24 protein-coding genes are annotated in these 23191 nt (G+C 67.3%); 9 read left to right on the forward strand and 15 right to left on the reverse strand.

The genetic code is table 11. The features are described from left to right. Positions 1-1424: 1424 nt before the first annotated feature. The 4 genes from LQK93_RS18860 to LQK93_RS18875 form a co-directional block, all read right to left on the reverse strand. Positions 1425-2387 carry a DMT family transporter gene (locus tag LQK93_RS18860; RefSeq protein ID WP_374969294.1) on the reverse strand — a complete coding sequence of 321 codons (963 nt, stop codon included), beginning with the start codon at positions 2385-2387 and terminating at the stop codon, positions 1425-1427. A 328-nt stretch (positions 2388-2715) separates the two neighbouring features. Further along, positions 2716-3024 carry a hypothetical protein gene (locus tag LQK93_RS18865; RefSeq protein ID WP_374969295.1) on the reverse strand — a complete coding sequence of 103 codons (309 nt, stop codon included), beginning with the start codon at positions 3022-3024 and terminating at the stop codon, positions 2716-2718. Between the two features lie 82 nt (positions 3025-3106). Next, positions 3107-4468: an IS110 family transposase gene (locus tag LQK93_RS18870; RefSeq protein ID WP_374969296.1), complete on the reverse strand. Its 1362-nt coding sequence runs from the start codon at positions 4466-4468 to the stop codon at positions 3107-3109. Positions 4469-4569: 101 nt separating this feature from the next. Then, positions 4570-5055, reverse strand: coding sequence for a GNAT family N-acetyltransferase (locus LQK93_RS18875; RefSeq protein ID WP_374969297.1), 486 nt, complete (start codon positions 5053-5055; stop codon positions 4570-4572). A gap of 21 nt (positions 5056-5076) precedes the next feature. Between LQK93_RS18875 and LQK93_RS18880 the strand changes: the two genes are divergently transcribed. The 3 genes from LQK93_RS18880 to LQK93_RS18890 all read left to right on the forward strand — a co-directional run bounded on the left by LQK93_RS18880 (position 5077) and on the right by LQK93_RS18890 (position 9473). Then, complete coding sequence (locus tag LQK93_RS18880; RefSeq protein WP_374969298.1) at positions 5077-6276, forward strand: tyrosine-type recombinase/integrase; 1200 nt, start codon at positions 5077-5079, stop codon at positions 6274-6276. Beyond that, positions 6273-7595, forward strand: coding sequence for a tyrosine-type recombinase/integrase (locus tag LQK93_RS18885; RefSeq protein WP_374969299.1), 1323 nt, complete (start codon positions 6273-6275; stop codon positions 7593-7595). Before LQK93_RS18880 ends, LQK93_RS18885 begins: the two co-directional genes overlap by 4 nt. 1614 nt (positions 7596-9209) lie before the next feature. Beyond that, the gene (locus tag LQK93_RS18890) at positions 9210-9473 is read left to right on the forward strand and encodes a hypothetical protein (RefSeq protein ID WP_374969300.1); all 264 of its coding nucleotides are present in this window, start codon (positions 9210-9212) and stop codon (positions 9471-9473) included. 803 nt (positions 9474-10276) lie between these two features. On the opposite strand, the gene LQK93_RS18895 is transcribed toward LQK93_RS18890, so the two are convergent. Further along, on the reverse strand, positions 10277-10435 hold the full coding sequence (locus LQK93_RS18895) for a hypothetical protein (RefSeq protein WP_374969301.1): 159 nt from the start codon (positions 10433-10435) through the stop codon (positions 10277-10279). 177 nt (positions 10436-10612) lie between these two features. Continuing rightward, complete coding sequence (locus tag LQK93_RS18900) at positions 10613-11149, reverse strand: HEAT repeat domain-containing protein (protein WP_374969302.1); 537 nt, start codon at positions 11147-11149, stop codon at positions 10613-10615. 204 nt (positions 11150-11353) lie between these two features. On the opposite strand from LQK93_RS18900, the gene LQK93_RS18905 reads away from it, so the two are divergent. Continuing rightward, on the forward strand, positions 11354-11557 hold the full coding sequence (locus LQK93_RS18905) for a hypothetical protein (protein WP_374969303.1): 204 nt from the start codon (positions 11354-11356) through the stop codon (positions 11555-11557). 121 nt (positions 11558-11678) lie between these two features. Here the strand turns inward: LQK93_RS18905 and LQK93_RS18910 are convergent, their stop codons facing one another. From LQK93_RS18910 to LQK93_RS18930, 5 genes are all read right to left on the reverse strand, one after another. Continuing rightward, positions 11679-12107 (reverse strand): hypothetical protein, encoded by a 429-nt coding sequence (locus LQK93_RS18910; protein ID WP_374969304.1) that lies wholly within the window; start codon positions 12105-12107, stop codon positions 11679-11681. 126 nt (positions 12108-12233) lie between these two features. Next, positions 12234-12521 (reverse strand): hypothetical protein, encoded by a 288-nt coding sequence (locus LQK93_RS18915; protein ID WP_374969305.1) that lies wholly within the window; start codon positions 12519-12521, stop codon positions 12234-12236. Positions 12522-12706: 185 nt separating this feature from the next. Next, positions 12707-13651 (reverse strand): transposase, encoded by a 945-nt coding sequence (locus LQK93_RS18920; protein ID WP_374969306.1) that lies wholly within the window; start codon positions 13649-13651, stop codon positions 12707-12709. 417 nt (positions 13652-14068) lie between these two features. Then, positions 14069-14881: a peptidase M56 family protein gene (locus LQK93_RS18925; RefSeq protein ID WP_374969307.1), complete on the reverse strand. Its 813-nt coding sequence runs from the start codon at positions 14879-14881 to the stop codon at positions 14069-14071. Beyond that, positions 14878-15378, reverse strand: coding sequence for an RNA polymerase sigma factor (locus tag LQK93_RS18930; RefSeq protein WP_374969308.1), 501 nt, complete (start codon positions 15376-15378; stop codon positions 14878-14880). Before LQK93_RS18930 ends, LQK93_RS18925 begins: the two co-directional genes overlap by 4 nt. A gap of 603 nt (positions 15379-15981) precedes the next feature. Here LQK93_RS18930 and LQK93_RS18935 point away from each other — a divergent pair. Then, the gene (locus LQK93_RS18935; protein WP_374969309.1) at positions 15982-16299 is read left to right on the forward strand and encodes a hypothetical protein; all 318 of its coding nucleotides are present in this window, start codon (positions 15982-15984) and stop codon (positions 16297-16299) included. Positions 16300-16445: 146 nt separating this feature from the next. After that, entirely contained in the window at positions 16446-16856 is a 411-nt protein-coding gene (locus LQK93_RS18940; RefSeq protein ID WP_374969310.1) for a hypothetical protein, read from the forward strand. A gap of 232 nt (positions 16857-17088) precedes the next feature. Here the strand turns inward: LQK93_RS18940 and LQK93_RS18945 are convergent, their stop codons facing one another. Continuing rightward, positions 17089-17598, reverse strand: coding sequence for a hypothetical protein (locus LQK93_RS18945; RefSeq protein ID WP_374969311.1), 510 nt, complete (start codon positions 17596-17598; stop codon positions 17089-17091). A 496-nt stretch (positions 17599-18094) separates the two neighbouring features. Here LQK93_RS18945 and LQK93_RS18950 point away from each other — a divergent pair, with 496 nt between their 5' ends. The 3 genes from LQK93_RS18950 (at position 18095) to LQK93_RS18960 (ending at position 20263) form a co-directional block, all read left to right on the forward strand. Next, a complete protein-coding gene (locus LQK93_RS18950; protein WP_374969313.1) occupies positions 18095-18613 on the forward strand; it encodes an AAA family ATPase in 519 nt (172 codons plus the stop codon). Between the two features lie 290 nt (positions 18614-18903). Next, complete coding sequence (locus LQK93_RS18955; protein ID WP_374969315.1) at positions 18904-19809, forward strand: helix-turn-helix domain-containing protein; 906 nt, start codon at positions 18904-18906, stop codon at positions 19807-19809. Positions 19810-19945: 136 nt separating this feature from the next. After that, a complete protein-coding gene (locus tag LQK93_RS18960) occupies positions 19946-20263 on the forward strand; it encodes a hypothetical protein (protein ID WP_374969316.1) in 318 nt (105 codons plus the stop codon). A 202-nt stretch (positions 20264-20465) separates the two neighbouring features. On the opposite strand, the gene LQK93_RS18965 is transcribed toward LQK93_RS18960, so the two are convergent. From LQK93_RS18965 to LQK93_RS18975, 3 genes are all read right to left on the reverse strand, one after another. Next, the gene (locus tag LQK93_RS18965; RefSeq protein ID WP_374969317.1) at positions 20466-21212 is read right to left on the reverse strand and encodes an SDR family oxidoreductase; all 747 of its coding nucleotides are present in this window, start codon (positions 21210-21212) and stop codon (positions 20466-20468) included. A 29-nt stretch (positions 21213-21241) separates the two neighbouring features. After that, a complete protein-coding gene (locus tag LQK93_RS18970; protein WP_374969318.1) occupies positions 21242-21769 on the reverse strand; it encodes a carbohydrate ABC transporter permease in 528 nt (175 codons plus the stop codon). Between the two features lie 100 nt (positions 21770-21869). Further along, positions 21870-22181 carry an STAS domain-containing protein gene (locus tag LQK93_RS18975; protein ID WP_374969319.1) on the reverse strand — a complete coding sequence of 104 codons (312 nt, stop codon included), beginning with the start codon at positions 22179-22181 and terminating at the stop codon, positions 21870-21872. Positions 22182-23191: the final 1010 nt, after the last annotated feature.

Here is a 23191-nt window from a genome sequence, read left to right on the forward strand (position 1 = left end):
GGGAAGACGTGGGCACAGGTTGCGGCCGCGAACGACCGGAAGATGCATCCGCTCGCGCAGTGGTGCGGTCCAACTTCTTGCTGAGCAACTGGCGCTTACGCAGCGGCTCTAAGGCCGCCAACGCGGCGGCGCAGTCGGGATCATCCCCCAGGCCGGCCAGGTCGACTTCCAACCATTCCAAGGTCTCCCAGAGCGCAATGAGTACCGCCTGGCACGCGGCCGTGATCTCTTGCGGGGTAGCGTTCTCGCGGATCGTGAAGGTCATGCGCGGTTGCATACCTTGAGGGTGCCATCCCAGTTGCCGACATCCGGTCATGCCGCTCCTGGTGCGGTCGCGCCGGTGAGCTGCACTCAGCGCTTACTCACCATGGCGGCGGCGCGGCGTTCCTGAACCGTCGATCCCTCCTCTGAAGGGCGAGCCGCCCAGTCTTGCCTTCGGAGTCTTGTCCGAGCCCCAGCAATCATTCGGCCCGGCGGCTTCCGGAGATCTGCGCTTGTAACCGTCGTGTGGGCTGACCCGAGCCTCACGCATCCGAGCATTCCGTGAAGCCCGTCTCCGTTGTCGATGCGGCAATAGGAATCTGCGTGGAAGGCATTCGTTAACCGTCTGGCCGGGAGACATGAAGAAGGCGTCATCTTCGGTGCAGTTGCCGGTGATCCGAATGGTTTGGTGGGTCCCGTTGGTGAGCCTTACGTCGGAATCGACCTCGGGCGCGTTGCAGGCGGTCAAAGCCAGAGCGCCAACGAGGACGACGAACCCCGCACGCACGCTCAGCATGCCGGCAGTATGCACCCACGTGAGACGCTCGCTCATGCCGCTCTGAGCGTGGAGGCGTCGTTCAAACACGTGACTGTCTATCTTCCCTAACAGGCGTGATCCGCTGGCATCATGCGCGATGTGAGAGCTGCTCGACTGGTGGCATCATTCGCCCTACTCGCGATCCTTGGTGCCTGCACCCACTCGACCTCGGGAGAGGCCGCGTCATGTATCGGGCCCTACATCGACGACCAAGGCCCGAACGGCACCTTTGGGGCACCGGCAGCAGCGGTCAGTCCGGGCGACGCCCTCACGCTCTACGGGCACTGGTACGCCAACGCCTGCAACGACAACAACCACGCAACCGCAGTGGTAGGGCCCCTGCCGGCGGTCCGCCTCACGCTCCGCCTGCCGGACGGTTCCACACGCGATCTGGGCCCACGGACGCCCTCTGGCCATGACCTTGGCTTCAGCGTCACGGTGCATGTGCCGGCGTCTGCAAAGGTCGGATCCGCCAGTGTCTCCGACGATCGGACACCACCTGCGATCTACCACTTCACCGTGCAGCCCAAGTAGCCCGCTGCGCGCAGTGTTGCTTTCCTCTCGCGCCACGCGGCAACGCGCTCATCTGCCGCGACCGGTGCGAGCCACTTCCACCCCGCGAGGGCTAGATGGAGTAGTCATCGACCGTTTGGCCATGAGAGTGCCTCTTCGCGCGGCCTGCGCGGCGGTCCCGGAGGATTCGCAGCCGGTTTTGGGTGACGGCGATACCGAGGATGACCAAGAGCGCGCCGAGGGGTTCGACCCAGCTCAGCTGCTCGTTCAAGACGATGACCCCGAGAACCACCCCGACCACCGGGGTGAGGTAGGTGACGGTGGAGGCGTTGGTCGCCCCCCACGCGGCTACGACGTTGGTGTTCCAGACGTAGGCCAGTCCGGTGCCGATGGCGCCGAGGGCGAGGACGGCCAGCACGACGCGAAGATTGACCCTGGCGGGTTGTGCCGCGAGCAGGGGCGCGAGCACGAGCATGATCGTGGCGCCGATGCCGACCTGAACGGTCGCGACGCTCAGGGCAGGCAGGCCTCGGGGGGTGACATACCGGCGAAGGTATGTGAAAGCCAGGCCGTAACAGGCTGTGGCGGCCAAGCAGGCTCCTTGTCCGAAGGTGCCCGCCTGACCCAGCCCGTTCCACGGGGCGACGAGCACGATGACACCGACAAAGCCGAGCGCGAGACCCAGAAGCCTGCCCCGGCTGAGCCGTTCCTGAGGCAGCAGCGCCAGGGCCACAACCATCGTCATCAGCGGGGTCGTCGCGTTGTAGATGCTGGCCAGTCCGGAGGAGATGTGCTGCTCGGCCCACGCGAACAACAGGAACGGGGCCACGCACAGCAGTACCGCCACGACCGTCAGGTGCGCCCACACAACTGGCGCGGACGGCAGCGTGCGGCGCGTCACGAGACACAGCACCGCCAACGTGGCCGCTCCAGCCACGAGGCGACCAAGAACGACCTGCCCTGGCGAGAGCCCTTCCAGGCCGATCTTGATGAACAGGAAACTGGCACCCCACGCTACGGCTAACAGCACGTACTGGACCAGCACCGGGACCTTGGAGGTCTTGAAAGGAGACATACACCCGCTCTCTCGTTATCGGACCACCGAGATGAGGCCCTACGAAAGAGACGACGGAGCGGGTCGAAGTGTGAGGTCCACACCCGGAGGTCTGCTTGGCATCGCGGACCTGCTCCGACCCTTCTGGGCTTCACAGTGGTCGTGACAGGACGCCGGGGCGCCTTGAGGGAATCGGCCACCCAGCGGTCACACCTCACCAAACTGACCGTTAGGCACCGCCTTCCCAAGGCCGATGCCGGGCCAGTTCTTCTGCCAGCCTGACCAACGTCGACCGCTCCAGCGTCTTCCGCTCATGCCGCGGGCAGCACGTTTCCACGACATCGTCGGCTCAAGAGCCAGGCAGGTCTAGGCGACCGATAGCGCGGAGCACTCCGACCAGATGATCGACGTCATGCCAGATGTACACGCCATCGTCGGGGGCCCGAGTCACTAGCTCGCGCACGGACCTCACGTCGTCGACCACTGACCCCAGATCCAGCACTGGATCCTGCTCCACCGTCGTCGCGTCACCCAAGGGCACGTTCCAGTAGAAGTCCTCATCGAACTGCAATCTCGAGCCGAACCTGTCCTCTACGGCTTCGAGCAGGAGGGTCAACGCCGCTCGCAACTCAGCGATCGAGATGTCGGGTTCGTCCATCCGCAGACTTTGTCACGCTGTCTGGCGAAGCGTTCGATTTTCTCGTTGCTCGCGACACGCACTGTCATGGCACCCCTTTAGGTCAAGACGTGGCGAGGGCCGGGGTTCTACGCTGGGTGGTGACGGGTCCGGGAAGAGGCTTCTCCGAAGAGCCGGTCTGGGGTTGTGAGCCGGTCACGCTGGAGTCAGAGACGTTGCCCCGGTGCCCTCCCGGGCCCGTCACCTCTCCCGCTCCGAGGGTGCGCTCACGCCTGGTCTGATCGGCGAGCATCCGCGCGTACACGACGTTCGACAGGCGCCTCTTCAGGGACCGCAGCGCCATCAACGACGGTGTCCCACCGGCCCTGCGGGCGTCATAGAAATCCCGCCCCGGGCTCGGGTTCCGCAGCTGGACGACGGCCATGATGTGCAGCGTCCGGTTGATCCGGCGGTTACCCGCACGAGAGAGCCGATGCCGTTGCTGCGCCCCGGAGGACGCGTCCAAGGGCGCGGTGCCGTTCCAGGACGCGAACCGGTCCTTGTCCCGGAAGCGGTGGATGTCCCCGACGTCGGCCAGCAACCGTGCGGCGCCGGTCGGCCCGATCCCGGTCAGCTCCAACAACGTGGAACCGCGCTGGAGCACCAGCGCGGTCAGCTCCTTCTCCGCGGTCTTGATCTTGCGGTCGATCACCTCCAGCTCACCGATCAGCTCGACGACGAGCCGGCGCCGGGTCTTCCCGACGAGGTCACGCGGCTTGACCTTCGCCACCAGGGCGCGGGCATGCGGCGCGGACAGGAACGTCTTCGCCCCGCCCGGAATCAGTTCCAGCAGAAGCCGATGCAGCCGATTCACCGTCTGCGTCCGGGCCCGGCCCAGCTCGTCACGCCGGTCGACCATCATCCCCATCACGACCAGGTCATCCTCGACCAGCACCGGCCGCAGCCCCGGCTCGGCCGGCGCGTACAACGCGGCGAGGGCGACCGAGTGCGCGTCGACCGGGTCGGTCTTGCGGGCGTTGCCGGTGGCGAAGATGCGCACCTGCGCCGACAGCTTCGTCGGCACGTCCACCACGTGCTCCCCGTCGTGCACCAGCCGGTGTGCCAGGTGTCGGCCGATGCCGTTGCACCCCTCGACCGCCCACACCCGCTCCCCCGGCTCGCCGTGGGCACGCCCGGCGGCGAGCATCGCCGCGTAGCCCGCCTGGTTGGTGTCGAACCGCCCGACCTCGAGTACTCGACCGGTCTGGTCGATGACCTCGATCGTGGCCGAGCGCTTGTGCGGGTCCATCCCGATGATCACACCCATAGCCCGTGCACCTCCTTCGTTCCCGTCGTGATGTGGAAGCGGGGAGGGCATCGCTACTTTGAGCAGAACAAACCCCTTTAGAGCCTCTCCTCGCGCGGTGCCCGACGAGGCCGCATGCCATGAGAGAGCCACACCAATGACGCCGGTGGGCAGCCGCATATGAGAGCGTCTCGCCGAGCACCTGGACCGAGTCTGGCCGGACACCGATCCTGCAACCAGTCTCTAAGTAGCCGTGTTGAGTGCGTAGGACTACGGACTTCCTAGGCCACGTCTCCGATCCAGCGTGTCTCGCCGTCCTCCTTGACCTCCGTGGGTTTCAGTCCCAGCCGTCGTGCGACGCCCTGAGAAGCCTTGTGGTCGGGATGGATATGGGCGTAGATCTGCCTAACCCCCCGATCACGTAGCTCACCGAGCAGCAGTAATGCCGCTTGAGTCGCATAGCCGTGGCCTTGCCAGGCTCGGCCGATAACCCATGCGATCTCGGCCGGTCCGCCGCCGGCCGGGATGGTCGCCTGCACGTAACCGACAGCGCGCTGCTCTCCTTCCGTCACGACAACGTGGTTGATCCAGAGCGCGCTTCCGTCTGGGGAGTGACCTTGGGTCTGGAGGGCGTAGCGCCGCTCCAGATCAGGCCGGCTTGGCGGTTCACCGCCGGAGAACTCGTAGAGGTCGGGGTGCGCGAGAACGACGGCCATCTCCTCCGCGTCCGCCATCCTGAGCGGACGGATACTGACGGTGTCGGTCATGAGGTCAGTCGACCCGATCCGGTGTCTACCCACAACCGATTTCATTGCCCACGAACATCCGCACATGCTTGTTATGCACGTGATCTTGCAGGACATTTCAAGGAGCCGTGGTGGCTGCTCGCCTCTGATGTTGGAGGGCCTGAGATGTCTGTCTTGTATCCGTGTCTGATCCGTTCTCGTCGGCCGTCTGGCGAGGTGGTGGTCCGTCTCGGGGTGCCGCTGGTGGACGACTATCTGGAGTTTCTGGAGGGTCGGTGTCGGCCGAACACGGTGCTGGCTGCGGCGTACGACCTGAAGCTGTTCTTCACCGTCGTGGCGAAGGATCCGCAGGAGGTCGTGCCGGCTGATGTGCTCGGCTTCATCACCGCCCAGCGGACCGGCCGCGTCGATGCGGGCCTGGTCGCGGCGGTGGGTGTCGGCGGTGAGCCGGCGGGGGTCGCGATGAGCACGGTCGCTCGGCGGCTGTCGAGCATCTCGGGGTTCTTCGGATACCTGCAGGTGCGTGGGGACGTGCCGGTCAACCCGGTGCCGCGGGGACTGCCCACGCGTCGTGAGCGTCAACGACCGAGTCAGGGTGTGCCGTTGACGCGTCGGGTCCGGCGGCTGCCGCGGATCCTGACCCCGCCCGAGGTCGACGCGCTGACCGGCGCGCTGCGCACCCACCGGGACCGGGCGATGGTCGCGGCCATGGTCCTCGGTGGGCTGCGTCGGTGTGAGGTCCTCGGGCTGCGGATGCAGGACGTGCGGGTGGCCGAGCGCCGGCTGTTCGTCGCCGAGGGCAAGGGCGGGCACCAGCGGCTCGTGCCGGTGTCCTCCCGGTTCTTCACCGAGCTGGCCAGCTATCTGGAGGCGGAACGACCGCGCACCACCGGCACCGACGACACCGATCGCGTGTTCCTCGTCCTCAAGGGCCCGAACCGAGGGAATCCTTTGAGTGTCAGGGGAATCGACGAGGTGTTGACCGGGGCGCGGCGGCGCGCCGGGCTGACGCACGGAACCTGTCACGAGCTGCGGCACACCTGCCTGACCCGGTTGCGGGAGGCCGGGATGGCCCTCGAGGCGGTCCAGGCCCAGGCCGGGCACGCCTCGATCGAGTCGACCCGGATCTATCTGCACCTGGCCGATGACTGGCTCGCCAGCCAATACCGCAAGGCCGCCGAGGTCATCGACGCGCAGGTCTTCGCCGGCCACCCGAACGGCAGTGGCGGGAGCCGGCCATGAGCACCGCGGTGGCGGTGAAGCGGCCGGCGTCGCCCGGCCCGGTGCCCGGATCACCGGCCGGTAACCCCAGCGGCCACAACGGCACGGCGCCAATGCGGACCTGGGCCGAGCTGGACGCGGCACGTCCGGAGCTAGCCGCGACGATGCGCCGCTACCTCGAGCAGATCGGCTGCGTGCTGCGCCCGGGCAGCGTCCGCAACACCGACCAGGCGCTGCGCTCGTTCGCGGGGTTCCTGCTCGAGCAGGCCCCCGAGGTCACCACCGTCGCCATGGTGACCCGCCGCCACATCGAGGGCTACAAGCCGTGGCTGGCCGCCCGGCCCGGGCAGCACCAGCCGCGTGCATCGACCGCGACGCTCGCGCACCGGCTCGGGACACTGCGGATGTTCTTCGTCCGGATCGACGAGTGGGGCTGGGAGCAGGCCCCGCCCCGGGTGCCGATGTTTCCCGGGGACCTGCCCCGCCAGGACCACCCGCTACCCAAGGCGCTCGACGACGCCGCCGCCGCGCAGCTGCTCCGGGCCGCGCACAACGACCCCCGGCTGCTCGTGCGCGTCACCGTCGAGGTCCTGCTGCGCACCGGGCTCCGCGTCGGCGAGTTCACCGGGCTACGCGCCGACGCCGTCGTACTCATCGGCGCCGGCCCGTGGCTGCACGTGCCAGTCGGCAAGCTCCGCGAGGACCGCTACCTGCCGCTGCACCCCCAGCTCGTGCAGCTGATCGATGACTACCGCGACCGGTACGTCCCGCCCGGCCACCCGCTGCTGCTGCCCAGGGAGAACGGCCGACCTGCCGACCGGCACTCCGTCACCCGGATCCTGAACAACGTCGCCGCCGCGGCCGGGCTACCGCACCTCCACCCGCACGTCCTGCGCCACACCCTGGCCACCCAAGCCATCAACCGCGGCATGTCCCTCGAGGCCATCGCCGCCATGCTCGGCCACCGCTCCCTCGACATGACCCTGCGCTACGCCAAGATCGCCAACCGCACCGTCGCCGACGAATACTTCGCCGTCACCGAGAAGGTCGACGCCCTCTATGAACAGGCCCGCCAGCTGCCCGCCGACGTCCTCGGGCCGAACCTGGCCCGCCTGTCCCGCGAGCACCACCGCCACCTCGGAAACGGCTACTGCACCAGGCCGCCCACGCTCGACTGCGCCTTCGAGAACATCTGCGAAACGTGCACCTTCTTCCAGACCAGCATCGAGTTCCGGCCCACCCTGCTCGCCCAGCACGACGACGCGGCCGCCAAAGGACAGACCCACCGAGCCGAGCTCTTCACCAACCTCCTCGACCGCACCCACCACGAGGCCTCCTGACATGACCACCCCACCCCGCCCGCCGGCCCAGCCACAACAGGGCCTTCCTCGACCCATGCCGCCCCGCGCCGGCGCGCCCGAGGCGTCAACGTGGAGCACGCGCAGCGCAGCGAGCATGAACGACGTTGACACCGACCAGCACCGGCACACACTCGGCAGCGAGGAAGGACCGCTCAGCGACCCCGGCACCCACCCGGATCACGTGCATAATGCCGCCGACCGGTCGTGCCGTTGGCGATAACAACCCCAGCCGTGGAGCAGCGCCCTCGCAGGCATGAAGTCGCTGAGATCACCGAAGTAGGCAGCCCAGGGGGTCCAACTCGAGAACCGCTGCCGCATCGTCTGTGGGTGTCGCCTTCGTGACGAGGCTCAGTGAGGTCGACCGGCCACTGGTCCTTCGGGACATGACCGTGAGACCGGCCGCCCTGTCCGAGGCGGCCTCAACCCATCCCTGCTGAAGCAGCCGGCTTCGAATCGACGACCTCGTCGTGGACCAGTCCGACCCGCGGTATGTCCACCCGAGATGACCGGAAGGCTCGTCCTCCACGCTGCACGGGGGGCGCGGCTTTGATGACTCCAAGCCGACCGAACTGAGCCAGGCAACGTCGGAAACGGCACGATCCCACGCCGCACCGTCGGCCAACTGGGTGTCATGGGCGTCCCGTGAACGCTGCCCTAGCCACGATGTGACGGCCACGACGACCAGCAGCAAAACGAGCACCAGAAGGCCTGCCACGACTGCAGCCAACCGAGTCCGGTTCCGTTCAAGCGCCTTCACAAGCCACCTCTCGGGCAGTCCACCATTCGCGTGCTGATCACACCACGACAGACCGACCGTGGCCCGGCAACACACTTCCTGTCATGCCGCTCTCGGCGAGCACGGGATTCGCGCCCTAGAGCCAGCCGGCTCTCCACCCCAACCGCTCCAACGCCACCTGGACATCCGCCTGATCGACCCTAGCGGGCAGCTCATCCGGCTGCTCAGGAGCGACGAGCAGCGGCCCTGCAGTGGAGGCAGGTTCTGGGGATCTAGGTCGCTCATCCGGTAGAGGAAGACCAACACGTTCTCGTAGAGCCCTGCCGCGATAGTGGCGGCCACTCTGCGATCGCGGCGCGCAGCGTCAGTGATGGCCGCTACGAGGCGAGGCTGGCTGACTCCAAGCCGTTCCCAGTTCGGGTCGTCTTCCGCCGAGTACTTGGATGCGGCCATGCGGGGAGCGTAGTCATTCCGACGAGTCGTAAGGGCACGGGTGCCCAGCTAACAGCCCTCCTCGGACGACGTCCGATCATGCCCGATCCGGACGTCGAAGAACTATCACTACATGACGGCAACAAGGGTGCAGCTCGCGCGACGGCCAGGCGCCTCAGGGTTGCCGCACTGCATGTGCGACCCGTTCCCGCTTGGTCAGGGGGCGGAGGTCTTGCCAAGCTCACGCCGTCGGCCCTCGCGGGACATCACCCACTCCGAGTGATGCGCCCGCGGGGCGGTGGTGACTTACTCGTGGGGGTGGCCCGCCTCTTGATCGGGCTTTGGCTGATGCGGGCGGCCGCCCCGGTCTAGCGTCGAAACACAGGGCTTGACACCCGTCGGCCCGTGGACGCCGAGGAGGAGCCATGCCGACGTTGATCGGTCACCACGACGTGAAGGATCGCGACCACTGGTTGGCGTCGCCGAAGCGCGAGGAGCTCTTCGGCCCGCTCGGGATCACCAACATCCGCACGTTCGTCGACCCGCAGAACCCGAACCACGTCGCGGTGCTCATGGACGTGCCCGACATGGACACCTTCCAGGCCGCGATGCAGTCCGAAGGCGCGGCCGAGGCGATGGCCTTCGACGGCGTGCTGCCCGAGACCTTGGTGATCCTCGTCGAGGCATAGCCCCGGATGACCGCCCTCACACGCCGGCACTCCCGGCGCATTGGGCTGCGCCCCCGCCGAGTTCGTCGCATGCGACCTGGCCCGCATCCCGCTGGCCGCCGTGGACGAGACCGACCTCGCCTCGGCGCTGCGCCGGCGCGAGCTGCGCCTATCCGCGATCGCGGGCGTCGTCCCCCTCTTGGAGGTCGCCAACGAGGCACGCCCGGTGAGGCCACCTCCGCGGCGCGTACGGCAGGTACGCGCTGCTGAACGAGCTGCACCCGGCCAGCGACGACCTCGACGCAGCTAGCCGGTCCCGCTGAACCCGCCACGTCGAACGTCCCCCGGATCCATTGTCAGATGCGGCGGATGGTTCGACGTCCTTGCCGCCCGGCGGGGAGCGGCTTGCCACCCGTCTCGCAGGCGTCCGCCGGACGATCTGCAGGTCCCATACCGGTAGAAGGCGCCACAGATGGGCACTGCCGACGCATGCCGCCGTCGCGTCGTGAAGCCGGCAGGTCACCTGCTGGCGGGATCGACCACTCGCGGGACAGGTGCACCTTCGCGACGAGGCGCCGGAACGCCGGCAGACGACTTGGCCAACGTCCGGAACTGCCGCTCGTCGCCCGATCAGTCATGCCGATGATGGGACGTTGCGATCGGGTCGATGTGCGGACGTTGCGAGGCTGCCGACATGGCGACGGGTTTGCTGCCGATCCAAAGCTTGAGCCGACTCCTCGGGGACACCACCTGGTGGCCTTCGACGCAAGAAGTCGGCTCACACGCCGTCATGCCGAGCCGTAGCACGCGCGCATGGCCGCGCCTCAGTTCTGCGGCCCCGCATGTTCCACGCCTTCCTTGCCCTTCGGATCCTTTGGCTTGATCAACCTGAACAAGACATAGCCAAAGAAGACGGGGAGAGCCAGAAGAAGCAATGGGGGCAGCACGAAGCCGATGAAGAACTCGAAGAAAGTCACCGTCATCGTTGCCCCTCCGTCAAGGAGTTGCCAGCCTATCGACTGCGGTTACGCCGCTGCGTGGATACGCGCTTGCCGCGTTGAGGGCGGCTACGCTCGCCCGGTCATGCCGCATCGGTGCAGCCGTGGCGCTCTTGCGATGAGGGTGCGGCTCCGCGAAGACCCAGTTGGCCAGATCGGGCCCTACTTTTTCCTCTGCTTGCGAGCTTCGCGTAGCTCTCGCTGGTGCAGCCGATAGCCAGCCTCTTTCCGCAGCTGCGGATCTGCCAGACCAGCCTCAATGATTTCCCAGCGATCCGGTGCGCGAAGCCGGTTCAGCGTGCCGTAGAAGAACATTCGAGACTCCCCAATGCGCTTGTCGGCGAGGTAGGCACGAACCAGCGGAAGATTCTCACGCGTGGCGATCTGCGCAAGAGAGGAAGTCAGTGACTCCTGCAAACTCCGCTGCTCCGGCCGAGTCCGGTCAAGAGCACGGGCAAGGGCGTCCCACACTTCGCCAGTTCGCAACTGCCCGAGGATGCGCGCGGACCACGAGTGCACGTGCTCTGGGTGAGGGCGGTCCAGGTGCTCGATGAGCATTGCTGCTACGGCTGGCGACGGCGCAGTGCCCAGTTCCCAGTCCTGCTCGCTGTATCCAAGGGGTTCGAGGTCGTCCAGTAGCGGGCGTGACTCGCGTGCCTGTTGCTCCCAGATCTTCTCCAGGTCGCGTGCGCTTGGCATGGTCGCATCTCCCTCCGATCCTCAGCCCTTGCCCGCAGGGTACGGCGAGCAGGGCGCGGCTCCACCACGTGGTCACACGCCGGTGACCGCGCCGGCGTGCGGCTAAGGGGCGATCGCGACTAGGACCTCAAGACATCCGACTTTGCCGCGGATGGTGCGTCGGAATCCTCGGCAGAGTGACGACAGAACCCTACGATTCACTTCGTGCGATACGCCAAGCTCGGTCTGCTCTTTGTAACCGCACTCGGGCTCCTCATCTGGTCCTGCTACGCCGCCGTAGTTGGCGTAGCAGGCGGCTCCGAGGGGCGGATCGGTGCCGGGGTCGCTGCTGCGGCGAGTCTGGTCGCGGCGATCCGGTGCGGCATCCACATCATTCGTTCGGTCCGTTCCGAGGCCAACGGTCGCTGAGTTCTCGCCGCGCGCTCATGCCGCGGTCGATCGCACCGATGATCGGGCGTTGACGATCTCGACCGAGCCCTCACGACGCTGAAGCCCGGCGCCATGGGCAGCGCCGCGCCGACGGCGGATCTCATCGCGGATCGGTGAACGCGGCGCGCCAGGCGGGCGGATCGAAGTCCTTAGCGTAGTAACGGGTATCGCGGAGCATGCGCCCGTCCGGGGCGAACTCCATCAGCAGGACGACATGCCACACGTCGCCCTCGCCGTAGTCACTGGACGCTTCGATGAGCCACGATCGGTGCGCACCCGTGACTCGGTTGATGGTCAAGGACGGCGGCGGGCCGGGGAAGGATTCCTGCATCGCTCGCATCCGGTCGCGGCCCGTAATGCGTTCCCCCGACTGGGGCATCTCCATCACGTAGTCCTCGTGGCGCAGTTCGAACTCGTCCGACGCCGAGAGCCCGCCGGCGGCGGAGAACAGCTGCTCTAGCCCGTCGCGCATCGCCATCGCATCGTCGGTGTCGATGGCCCGACGGAAAACCTCCAGTACGGCATTCATACCGTGAAAGTCTGAACCTCCGGCTTGCCTTCTGCCACCGTGTGCCACTGTCGCCATCCGAATGTCGCCATCCGGACATGCCGCTCGTCGCGCGAACGCCCGACTACTGTCAGCGGGTCCGGGAATCTACTCGACCTCCCACCCCGCTTCGACCGCCTCGGCATGGAGTTGATCCCGCAGGGATTGGAGACTTTGCCTCAGTTCGCGGAGTTCGGGGTCACCGCTCGCAGCGCGCGTCGATGGCCACCAGAGGCTATTTAGCCGACGCCCCAGCGGCGCGCCGTCCTGGAGCTGCTTGTCGCCGCCAAGGTCGTGGATCTCGCGGATCAGGGCATCGCAGGGCTCATCGAACGCCGGGAGGCGCCAAGAGAGGATGTCCGTAAACCAGTGGTCGGCCGGTCCGCCTGCTGCCATGCCAGCAGGGTCGCACTACTCCCACCAGACGCACGCTCATGGCACCCCTTTAGGTCAAGACATGGCCGCGGTTCTACGCTCGGTGGTGACGGGTCCGGGAAGAGGCTTGTTCGAAGAGCCGGGGTGGGGTTGTGAGCCGGTCACGCTGGAGTCAGAGACGTTGCCCCGGTGCCCTCCCAGGCCCGTCACCTCACCGGTCTGGAGGGGTGTGCTCGCGCTGGGTCTGGTCGGCGACCATGCCCGTGTACACGATGTTCGACAGGCGTCGTTTGAGGGACCGCATCGCCATCAACGAGGGCGTGCCGCCCGCCTTGCGGGCATCGTAGAACTCCCCCCGGGCTCGGGTTGCGCAGCTGCACGACGGCCATGATGTGCAGCGTCCGGTTGATCCGACGGTTACCAGCCCGGGACAGCCGGTGGCGTTGCTGCGCCCCGGAGGAGGCGTCCAACGGCGCGGTCCCGTTCCACGAGGCGAAGCGGTCCTTGGCGCGGAACCGGTGGATGTCACCGACGTCGGCCAGCAACCGCGCGGCCCCGGTCGGGCCGATCCCGGTCAGCTCCAACAACGTCGAGCCGCGCTCGGTCACGAGCATCGTGAGCTCTTTCTCGGTGGCCTTGATCTTGCGGTCGATCACCTCGAGCTCACCGATCAGCTCGACGACCAGCCGGCGCCGGGTCTTGCCGACCAGGTCGCGCGGCTTGACCGTGGCGACCAGAGCGCGGGCCTGCGGCGCGGACAGGAACGTCTTCGCCCCGCCCCGAATCAGTTCCAGCAGAAGCCGATGCAGCCGGTTGAGCGTCTGGGTCCGGGCCCGGCCCAGCTCGTCGCGGCGGTCGACCATCAGGCCCATCACGACCAGGTCAGCCTCGACGACCACCGGCCGCAGCCCGGGCTCGGCCGGCGCGTACAGCGCGGCCAACGCGACCGAGTGCGCATCGACCGGGTCGGTCTTACGGGCGTTGCCGGTGGCGAAGACCCGCACCTGCGCCGACAGCTTCGTCGGCACGTCGACCACGTGCTCTCCGTCGTGCGCGAGCCGGTGCGCGATGTGTCGGCCGATGCCGTTGCAGCCCTCGACCGCCCACACCCGCTCCCCCACCTCGCCGTGGGCTCGGCCCGCGGCGCGCATCGCCGCGTAGCCGGCCTCGTCCGTGTCGAACCGGCCCACCTGCAGCACTCGACCCGGCCTGGTCGATGACCTCGATCGTGGCCGAGCGTTTGTGCGGGTCCATCCCGATGATCACGCCCATCGCCGTGCACCTCCTCGTTCCCTCCGTGATGTGGAAGCGGGGAGGGCATCGCTACTTTGAGCAGAACAAACCCCTTTAGAGCCTCTCCTCGCGCGGTGCCCGACGAGAGCGCATGCCATGAGAGAGCCACACCAAGGACGCCGGCGGGCAGCCGCATCTGAGAGCGTCTCGCCGAGCACCAGGACCGAGTCTGGCCGGACACCGATCCTGCAACCAGTCTCTAAGTAGCCGCGTTGAGGGCAGCTACGCTCGCCCGGTCATGCCGCACTCGGGGAGTTGTCGATGCGTCTTGATCGTCATCCGCCGACGTGGAAGTCGCCGATGCGGGTGACACCGTCGTACTCGTAGACCGGGATGGTGGCGTTGACGGGGGTGCGGGTGGCTGCGTCGGCGGGGTCCGTTGGGGGTGGTCCACCGGCAGCGTTGAGGTCGCGGGTGAAGACGTAGCCCTGGCGTCCGTTGGTCGCGATGACCGCTTGGAGATCGGGTTCGCCGTGGTCGTTGACGACGCCGTAGGTCTGTCCGTTGGCGTTGACGGCCCAGGACGTCACGCGTTCGGTGATGTAGCGGGTCTGGGCCTCCCATCGGGTCCCGGGTCCGGTGAAGATGCGGATCGAGTGCTGTCCGGGAGTGATACGGAACCGGGCGATGGTTGGGGCTCGACCGTCCGGCGCCCAGGGCTGCGGGCCGCTGCAGGAAGCCCCGCTGCCGTCCGGGAACCGGAAGGATCCAGCAGTCAGGCATCGCACCCCGAGCTCGATGCTGGTCGCGCCGGTAGGCGCCGGTCCGAGGTCGATGACGGCGGAGCCGGTGTACGTGGTCGTAGCGGGCGTGGAGCGACCCGTCACCTCAGTGCCGCCGGGCAGCACGGTGCTCAGCGCGTACGCCGTACCGCCGGCAGCGAGCAACGCGACTGCGCCAGCGACGCGCCACGGCCAGCGACCACGACCTCCGGGCCTCCCGCGGGTGCCGACACGGTTGGGCGGGCGGGATGACGCGGCGTCGACGAGCTCCGCCCGGACGGCCACCGCAAACGTCTGGCTCATGCCGGCACCCGGGTCGCCGCGCTGGGTGTCGGGGGGCCGCATGGGGTTCTGGTCCGCGTTCACTGCGAGGCCTCCTGCCGGTCGGCCGATAGGTCCAGTTCGAGCGCGCCGCGGGCACGAGACCTAAAGCGGGAGAGGCGCGAGCGAGCCGCAGTTACCGAGACCCCGACCAGGGGCGCGGCCTCCACGACCGGGATCCCCTCCAAGATCACCAACGTCACCAACTGCAGGTCCCGACGCTCCAGCCGCCGCAGCACGGCCACGAGGTCCGGGTCCCAACCCGTCGGGTCGTAGCGGATCAGGACCTCAGCCGGGTCAGGCGCCGACTGCTCCCTCGGAAGGCGTTGCAGGACCGCCCGGTAACGGCGACGGGACCGGCTCACGTTCCGGGCCACATACGAGGTGGTCACCAGCAGCCATGGGAGGACGGACCCCTCCACGACCCGCACGTCGTCGCGACGACGCCACAGCTTCAGAAACGCGATCGCGGTCACATCCTCGGCGTTCTCCCGCTCATCGACGAGCCGGCACGCGTGCACCCACACTCGGCGGCGATGCAAGTCCCAGACCCTGCCGAATGCGTCTGGATCGCCGGAGCGCGCGACAGCCCAGAGCTCGCACTCCTCGGATGTCTCCCCAGTCTCCACACCTCATAGTGTCCGGCACGCAGCGAAACGTCGCTGCCACAAACATGCCGTCGCTCGTCGCGGCGCTCGGCCAGGCGCTGCTGCAGAACGAGCTGGCGTCCTCATCTGCCGCGATCAGTGGTCACTCGGAAGCGCGGCCATGCTCGTCCTCGTCGATGAGAAACTCCTACTTTCGCGACACTCCTACGCGTCTGCCGTGATGCTGGGGAAATGCCCGATAAGCCTGCCCCGGAGCCCTCAGAGAGTGACGACATCCGCCGCCGCAACAAGTGGCTTGGCTGGGTGGACCTCTTCTCCGGCTTGGCGGGCGGAACGTCGAGATTCTCCTGGTCCCTCGACATCGCCAGTCGCGAAGCCAGCGGTCCTCCGAGGGCGGGTGTCGATCGCCATACGCCGCGCTTGGATGACCCCCGCACTCGGGATAAGGACCAGGGTTAAAGCCGCTTCCAAGGGCAGGCCGAACCGCCGTGCGCGCGTTGTGGTTCACGAGCCCACCGTGTGAGCAACGATGAGGGCATGATCAGCGCGGAGGAGTTCGACCAGGCACGGCGCGAGATTTGCGCATTGGGGCCCGCCAGCGACGGCGACAACCTGCTCGGCATGGAGATCGACTTCTGCGCCTACCTTGGCGACCCTGCATATGCCGACGAGGGGCCCGATCTTTGGCAGGACATGGTGGTTCGTCGTTCCGATGGCGCCGAGTGGCTGATCACTGGTCGTGCGAGTGGACGGAGCGACAAAGGCCAGCTCCATCGCAGCGGAACTGTCGCGGGTGTGGGAGGAGAGCCTTCGGTATCACTTTCGCGCCGAGCACATCGTCAGCTCGACTCCTGAGTACGTGCGTCTACGAGCGGTGACACAGATTGGTCCGGAGGACCTGTGGGTGACCGCTGAGGTCCAGGTGGACGTCGGCTAACGCACTCTTCTGCCGCTGGTCGCGCCGACGCGATCACCGCCTACACGCCTGTCACACTGCAGCTGTGAAGGACTCAGCGCGCCGGCCCTGGCTTGAGCTGCAAGGACCTCACACGTTCCGAGTCATCCTCGAGGAAGACCAGTGTGGCGCCGCCTACGCCTACCTGCTCGATGGGGCAGACATTGTCGGAGACGTCTGGCTCTACAACGTCGTGCCAAGTCCCACCGACGCGCCTTGGATGACGCAAGCGGCAGAGCCTCCATTTCTCAATCCAGGCTCCCTCTGCAAGGAAGACGTGGCGCGACGGACGCTCGAGACCGTCACCCGGGTGGAAGCAAGATGGGGCGAGGGCGGAACTGTCGAGTTGTTCTTCGACGACCGGCGAGAGGCCCGCATGTGGCCGGGCTCAAGGCCTGGCGAGTCCTTCATGGCGTCGTCCAAGGGGCCGCTAGCGTCGCCGCTGGACCGCCCGTAGCGTGCGGCTCGGACATCCTCATCTGCCGCCGGGCGGTTGTGGACTTCTCCCGATACAGCTACATGCTCATGAGGTACATACGCCCGGTGTTGGTTGGTCACCGGCTCGAGAGGGCCCCCGCTCCCCTTATCGGTCAGTAAGCGGGCACGTCGTCGCGAGGCGTGTTTGCCGTGTGGAATCACGAGAACCGCTGACTTCGCGTCGCGCACAGGGGACGCCGTTGAGTGGGAAATCAGGTGCCGTCGTCCAGCGGCCGATGCGGAAGGCCGTTCTCGGACAGCATGATGCGCTGCGCCTGCTGGCGACGCGCCCAGTCCAGCGCCGTCTCCCGGTCCTCGGACTCGAACACCGCGACACCGGTGTCGCTGCTCCACCCCGCGTGCCAGACCCCGCGGAACTCCATCACCCACACCTCCCCGGTGCCCGGTGCCGGAGGCGGCCCCGGTTCGCAGACTCCTGCCTGGTCGAAGATTGAGTCGACCTCTGCGATCACGTTGACTCGCGCGGCTGGCTGCTCCCGCGCCCACGCGATGACCGACTCTTCTGGACCCTCGTAGGTGGTCAGCCCGTCGTCACTGAGCCACAGCGCGTGCCACACGCCCGGGTAGGGCTGACTCACCCAGAGGGTGCCGGTGCCCGGGTCCGGCGGGCCGATCACCTCGGCTGCGCACTGTTCGGGGGTAGGCGCCGGTACCGGTGTGTCCAGGTCCAGGCGCACCCAGTGGTCCGGATATGTGGTCATGGACCCATGATGCAAGCGTGCCGGCGAAAGGACACAGGTGATGCCGAAGGTCGCATCGGCAGCGGCATAACCCGCGCTCGCGACCCCGATCATGGGTCCACGGCGGTGGTGGCGCAGGCTGCGTAAGTAAGGCGAGCGATCGGAACGTCGTGTCGTGCCGCAACCCGTGCGTCAGTCCAACGGCGGGCTTGGGAGTCGGCAGCCCGGCTCAGCCGACTCTCGCTGATCGTGCTCGAACTCGAAGGCGCACTCGCCGCACATGCCCTTCAGATCATTGCCGGTGCCGGGGTGCTCCACCCACGGGTGGCGGCAATCGGGACAGTCGCCCAACTCGCGCAAGCGTCGAGCTCGATCCTGTCTTCTCCTGCTCCGCTCGATGAAGCCGCTCATCAGGTGAGCATGCTTCATGTCGGTCGCACGCTTATGCCGCGCAGAGGATGCTCGGTGCTCGATCGGTTTCAGACGCGGGAACTGCTCTTCCCGTAGCCTCCGATCCGTGATCGCGCTCCGTCCTCTGCTCCTCACAGGCGGCCCGGGGGTCGGCAAGACTACGACCAGGCGAGCCCTGGCCGAGACGACGGAGACATGCGCATACGTCGACGTGGATGACGTACGTCAGATGGTCAAGAACGGCGGCGTTGCCCCATGGAAAGGCGAAGAAGGCCGCGCCCAACATCTCTTGGGGATTCGCAACGCTGCGGCGTTGGTCGGAAACTTCACCGACGCGGGCATCAACGTGATCCTGAGCGATGTCGTCACGCAAGACCTATTGAGCGTCTACCGAGACCTGCTGCCGGAGCTGGTGGTCATCCGGCTGGCCTGCGACCTCTCGACCGCGCGGGCGCGGGCAAGCACCCGACCGCTTTACCTCACTGCTGCCGAGTTCGAGTTGCTCCATCGCCAACAGACCGAGCCGCTCGCGAGCGACTCGGAGGTAGACGTCTCTGGCATGACACTGGCGACGCAGGTCGACGCTGTACGCCGGCAGTGGCGGAGCCGATCAGACGGCCTCTAGTCACGCTGGCTGAAGTCATCCGCAACTGCCGCCGATTGCTCGTGGAGATTCGTGCGTCTGAGGTTCCGAAGCCGTTCTTCAACCGCACGGACCGCAGGCACTTGCACACCGCTGCCCCCACCGTAATGTCCATCGCTCGCGGCCGACACCGCGGCGAATGTCCGGACAGTCGCGGCCGAAGACGACGGAAGCCGGGCAAAGGCAGCTGCCAAGAGCGTCGCCGCCCCTACCGCTTCTGATCAGCAACCGCGATCAAGCGCACCTGACCCCGCACGCGGCACGATCATCACGTGACTGCGACCGACACCTTCGCCTCCTTCGTCGAGCACCTCGCCGAGGCTCTCGACGACCCCCAGGCGCGCGCGTGGGAACGGCTGCACTTCTCCCGCTTCCACTTCGACCGCCTGATCCGGGGCGTCGCCGGGGAACCGCCGGCGGCGTTTCGCCGGCGTCTCCTGCTGGAGCGGGCGGCGTACCGCATGGTCACCACCACCGCGCCACTGGTCGACATCGCCGTCGAGGCGGGCTACGGATCACACGAGGCGTTCACCCGGGCCTTCGCCAAGACCTACGGCCTCGCGCCCGCCGCATGGCGATCGCACCCCACCCAGATCCGGATCCCCGCGCCCAGCGGCGTCCACTTCCACCCGCCCGGCAGCCTCCGGCTGCCAGCACGACCCGAAGAAAGGCTGACCACCATGGACCTGCTGACCAGCATGGTCGAACACCACATCTGGCTCACCGGCGAAATGGTCCGCGTCGCCGGCAACCTGACCGACGAGCAGCTCGACAGCCCGATCGTCGTCGACGTCGACGAGGACCACCAAACCATCCGCTCGCTGCTCTCCCGCCTCGTCGGGCAGATGGGAATGTGGAACGCCGCCATGGCCGACCGCGAGTACGACTGGTCGGTCGAGGAGCACGAGCCGCTGCAGTCCCTGCGTGACCGACTCGCGGTCGAGGGACCGACCTACCTCACCCACGTGCGCGACGTCGCCGGCCGCGGCGCCCTCGACGAGACCTTCGTCGACGCGCTTTGCGAACCCGCAGAGGTCTTCACCTACGGCGGCATGATCGCCCACGTGCTGACGTTCGCCGCCCACCGCCGCACCCTCGTCGCACTCGCGCTCGACAAGCATGGCCTCGGTGAGCTCGGCTGGGGAGACCCGATGCTCTGGATTGCCGAGCACTCCTAGCCCGTCGGGGCCAAGCTGTCGTCTAGGTCGACCACGCGAGCGGCCCCATCCCCGCACGCCGACGCACGGACATGCCGCGGAGCGCTCGTGCCGTTGGCGATAACAGCCCCAGCCCTGGAGCAGCGCCCTCGCAGGCATGAAGTCGCAACGCAATCTCAAGCACGAGGCCGATGGCGAGATGCCCATGGCATGCCCCAGCTGCCACGAGCTCCTGATCCTCGACCTCGACCTCGACGACGACCTCGGCGCGCTCTCCAGCGACACCGACGCCTCCAAGGCCGCAACACGCGTGAATCCGGCACCGCCCCCAGCGGCCACGGTCGAAGGCCGATTGCTGCACCTATCCCGACTCAACCAGCGCACCGCTGTCGCAGCGCAACTGCCCTACCTCTACGGGCGCGGCCACTGCCCTCATTGCGCGACGGACTTCGCGGTCGCCTCCGCGTTGCTCTGAATGGAGGCACTCAAGACCCGAGAACGACCCACGATCCCAATCACTGAGCGAACGGTTTGGCTGCCCGATTCCTGGCCAGCCGAGACGTCATCTTCTGTGCTCCTCGGACTACGGCTGACCGCAGTGGCCTTGGACGACGGCGGAACCTGTGAGCGGGTCAGGAATCGTCTCCTAATCAGGAGGGCGGGCGGGGGTGGATGGGCTAGTGGTTCTCTGCGAGGCTCCACATGGTCCACAGCTCCGTCCGCATCCGTCGGGGTTGCCGCAGGGTGAAGGTCACCGCCTGAGCGATATCATCGGGCTCCATGAAGTGGCCCTGAGAGGGGTCCCGGTCGCCGAACCGGCCGTCGGCCGCCGCGAACGGTGTGTTGACGCCGGCCGGGGCGATGGTCGTCGTCCGGATGCTCTCGGCGCGCAGCTCCCGGTCGAGCGCGTACCCGAGGTTGATCTGCGCACCCTTGGTGGCGGCATACACGGCCTCCTTACCGCCGCCGATGAGAAGGCCTGCGACGGAACCGATGATGACGATGTCGCCGCCGTCGCCTTGAGCCCGGAACTGCCGGACGGCCGCACGGGCGAGCCAGATCGTGCCCTTGACGTTGACGTCGACCATCAGCGCCACCTCGTCGGCGGAGTAGTCGAGCAGGCCGCCGTAGAAGCCCACCGCGGCGTTGGCGACAACCGAGTCGACCCTGCCGAAGGCCTCCACGCCTGCGGTGACCAGCGCGTCGGCCGTCGCCTCCTCGCGCACGTCCCCGATGCTGACGACCAGACGGGTCTCGTCCCACTGTTCGCGCAGGCTCGCGAGGGAGTCGGCCCGCAGGTCGCCGGCAACCACGCGGCCGCCGCTTTCCAGGACGAGCTGAGCCGTTGCGCCGCCGATGCCTCCGCCAGCGCCTGTCACGACTACCACGGTGTCCTGCAGGCTGCGCCCGTAGGGTTGCGTCACAGGTGCTCCTTCTGGCCGGAGGGTGGTAGTCACTTGATCGCTCCCATCGAGAGGCCTCGGACGAGCTGCTTCTGCGCAACCCATCCAGCGACGATAACGGGTAGGGCGGCGATGGTGGCGGCCGCCGAGAGGACGGCAAGGAACTGCCCGCGTCCGTCGACGAAGCTGCCGAGGAACGGAGGTGTCGTCCGGGCCGCGGAGCTGGTCTGCAGTAGGGCGAGGAAGTACTCGTTCCAGGCGAAGATGAAGCTGATCAGGGCCGCGGCCGCGACCCCGGGGAGGACGAGCGGCAGGACGATGCGCACGATCTCCCGGAAGAGGCCCGCGCCGTCGACCCGGGCGGCCTCGATGATCTCGAAGGGATCAGCGTGCTCGTCGCGAACTCCGGCGGCCGTGTCGTCCTCGACGGCGGCAACGGACGGTACGCCTCCAGCATCGCGGAGGTCGGCGGCGGTCGCCGTGGCACTCCTGATCGGATCGAGCAGCCGGCGCCTGCGCCGGTACCTGCTCGCCGCCGAGGATTCCGCCGCCCCGGCTGAGGCTCCCGCTGTCCCCACTCGGTGAGCGCTGACCGGCAGGTTGGCCGCCTTGCCTGAGCCGTTTACCGCTCTTGCCGCTGACCGGTGTCCGATGAGCGGTCGATGGACTGCGCCGTCTTCAGCGGGCGATGGGCACGACGTCGATGACCTGGTCGATGCCCATGAGCCGCATCAACTGCAACGTAATGCCGCTGCAGTTCAGCTGCAGCCGACCACCCGCAGCCGTGACCCGGCGGTGCAGCGAGAGGATCGCACCGATTCCCGTTGAGTCGAGGAAGGTGACCTCGCCAAGATCGACGACGACCTCGTCATCGGCCCGGACGGACAGTGTGTCAAAGGTTTGGCGGACCTCCGAAGCTGTGTAGGTGTCGATCTCGCCTGCGAGGCTGACCGTGACCACGCCATCACCGCGTGAGATGTGGGCATCCACGACAAGTCCTTCCCCCTTGCCACCATGCCCACGATAAGTCGCTCGACAAGCGCCGATCAGGGGAATGGCCAGCAGCCCGCCAGGAAGAAGCTCGGTACGCGTGGACCTCGTTCCGGCTCGCAACCAAGGCGACCACCCCGATACGCCCGTCACCTAGCCCATCCCAGCGCACGCTCATGCCGCTGACTGTTCTTGAGGTGCGGCCACGCGCTTCTCCGGCACACCCGGGGGTCTCCGTGGTCGCGAGCATCATCGGCCTGCGCCTCTTTGGGCTTGATCAACCTGAATATCACGTAGCCAAGGAATACGGGCAAACCCACGAGCGCCAGCGGGGGGGCCGCGAAACCGATGATGAACTCGAACAATGTCACGGCAGCCCCTAGGACACGACGAGGGCCAGTCTCTATCCACGCTGGCCTCTCCTCGTGTGCTATCCGGAACTGCCGCGTTGAGGGCGGCTACGCTCGCCCGGTCAGGCCGCTCCTCGGGCGACGTCCGACGAGCGCCACAGCGAGCTTCGCGCTAGTCCTGTTTCTTTCTGAGCGCCCAGACTTTTCGGATTGCTCCGCTCAGCGAGCCGCCAAGAAGCCCTCCTACTGCGGTTGCCCCCACTGCACCGATTACGTCGTGTCCGTTGCTGTAGGCCCAGAACGCCGCTCCGAGACATACCGCCATGAGAGCTGACCGGATAAGTAGGTCTGCCCACAGCTCGCCGCGCATTTGCTCCATCTTCGCTCCTCCGCCCCTGTGACCCGTCGGCCAGGTGTGCGGTCAGCGTGGACATGCTCGCCGTCGGACCAAAGCCGCGACTCGTTCCCAATAGACAGACCAATCGGCCTCATGCCACGGATGCTAAGCGCTCACTCATCCCGACAGGCTCGCAACGGGCGAACGCCCGGACACGCCGCAGATCGATAGTGCCGATGTTGAAACGCGGACGGGCTCGCGAGGGTGCAGAGAAAGGCGACGTGGAGCTAATCCCTTCTACTATCAGACGACTCACACCTCGA

Source organism: Terrabacter sp. BE26 (genome assembly GCF_041941675.1).
In the GTDB taxonomy this organism is placed as follows: domain Bacteria; phylum Actinomycetota; class Actinomycetes; order Actinomycetales; family Dermatophilaceae; genus Terrabacter.

What these genes read in the sequence shown, in the direction of transcription:
- LQK93_RS18910 (WP_374969304.1), bottom strand. Translation starts at nt 12,107, where the DNA reads ATGAATGCCGTACTGGAGGTTTTCCGTCGGGCCATCGACACCGACGAT.
- LQK93_RS18875 (WP_374969297.1), bottom strand. Translation starts at nt 5,055, where the DNA reads ATGACCGACACCGTCAGTATCCGTCCGCTCAGGATGGCGGACGCGGAG.
- LQK93_RS18890 (WP_374969300.1), top strand. Translation starts at nt 9,210, where the DNA reads ATGCCGACGTTGATCGGTCACCACGACGTGAAGGATCGCGACCACTGG.
- LQK93_RS18870 (WP_374969296.1), bottom strand. Translation starts at nt 4,468, where the DNA reads ATGCGGCTGCCCACCGGCGTCATTGGTGTGGCTCTCTCATGGCATGCG.
- LQK93_RS18885 (WP_374969299.1), top strand. Translation starts at nt 6,273, where the DNA reads ATGAGCACCGCGGTGGCGGTGAAGCGGCCGGCGTCGCCCGGCCCGGTG.
- LQK93_RS18895 (WP_374969301.1), bottom strand. Translation starts at nt 10,435, where the DNA reads ATGACGGTGACTTTCTTCGAGTTCTTCATCGGCTTCGTGCTGCCCCCA.
- LQK93_RS18860 (WP_374969294.1), bottom strand. Translation starts at nt 2,387, where the DNA reads ATGTCTCCTTTCAAGACCTCCAAGGTCCCGGTGCTGGTCCAGTACGTG.
- LQK93_RS18920 (WP_374969306.1), bottom strand. Translation starts at nt 13,651, where the DNA reads ATGCGCGCCGCGGGCCGAGCCCACGGCGAGGTGGGGGAGCGGGTGTGG.
- LQK93_RS18915 (WP_374969305.1), bottom strand. Translation starts at nt 12,521, where the DNA reads ATGGCAGCAGGCGGACCGGCCGACCACTGGTTTACGGACATCCTCTCT.
- LQK93_RS18960 (WP_374969316.1), top strand. Translation starts at nt 19,946, where the DNA reads ATGAAGTCGCAACGCAATCTCAAGCACGAGGCCGATGGCGAGATGCCC.
- LQK93_RS18935 (WP_374969309.1), top strand. Translation starts at nt 15,982, where the DNA reads ATGATCAGCGCGGAGGAGTTCGACCAGGCACGGCGCGAGATTTGCGCA.
- LQK93_RS18865 (WP_374969295.1), bottom strand. Translation starts at nt 3,024, where the DNA reads ATGGACGAACCCGACATCTCGATCGCTGAGTTGCGAGCGGCGTTGACC.
- LQK93_RS18945 (WP_374969311.1), bottom strand. Translation starts at nt 17,598, where the DNA reads ATGACCACATATCCGGACCACTGGGTGCGCCTGGACCTGGACACACCG.
- LQK93_RS18900 (WP_374969302.1), bottom strand. Translation starts at nt 11,149, where the DNA reads ATGCCAAGCGCACGCGACCTGGAGAAGATCTGGGAGCAACAGGCACGC.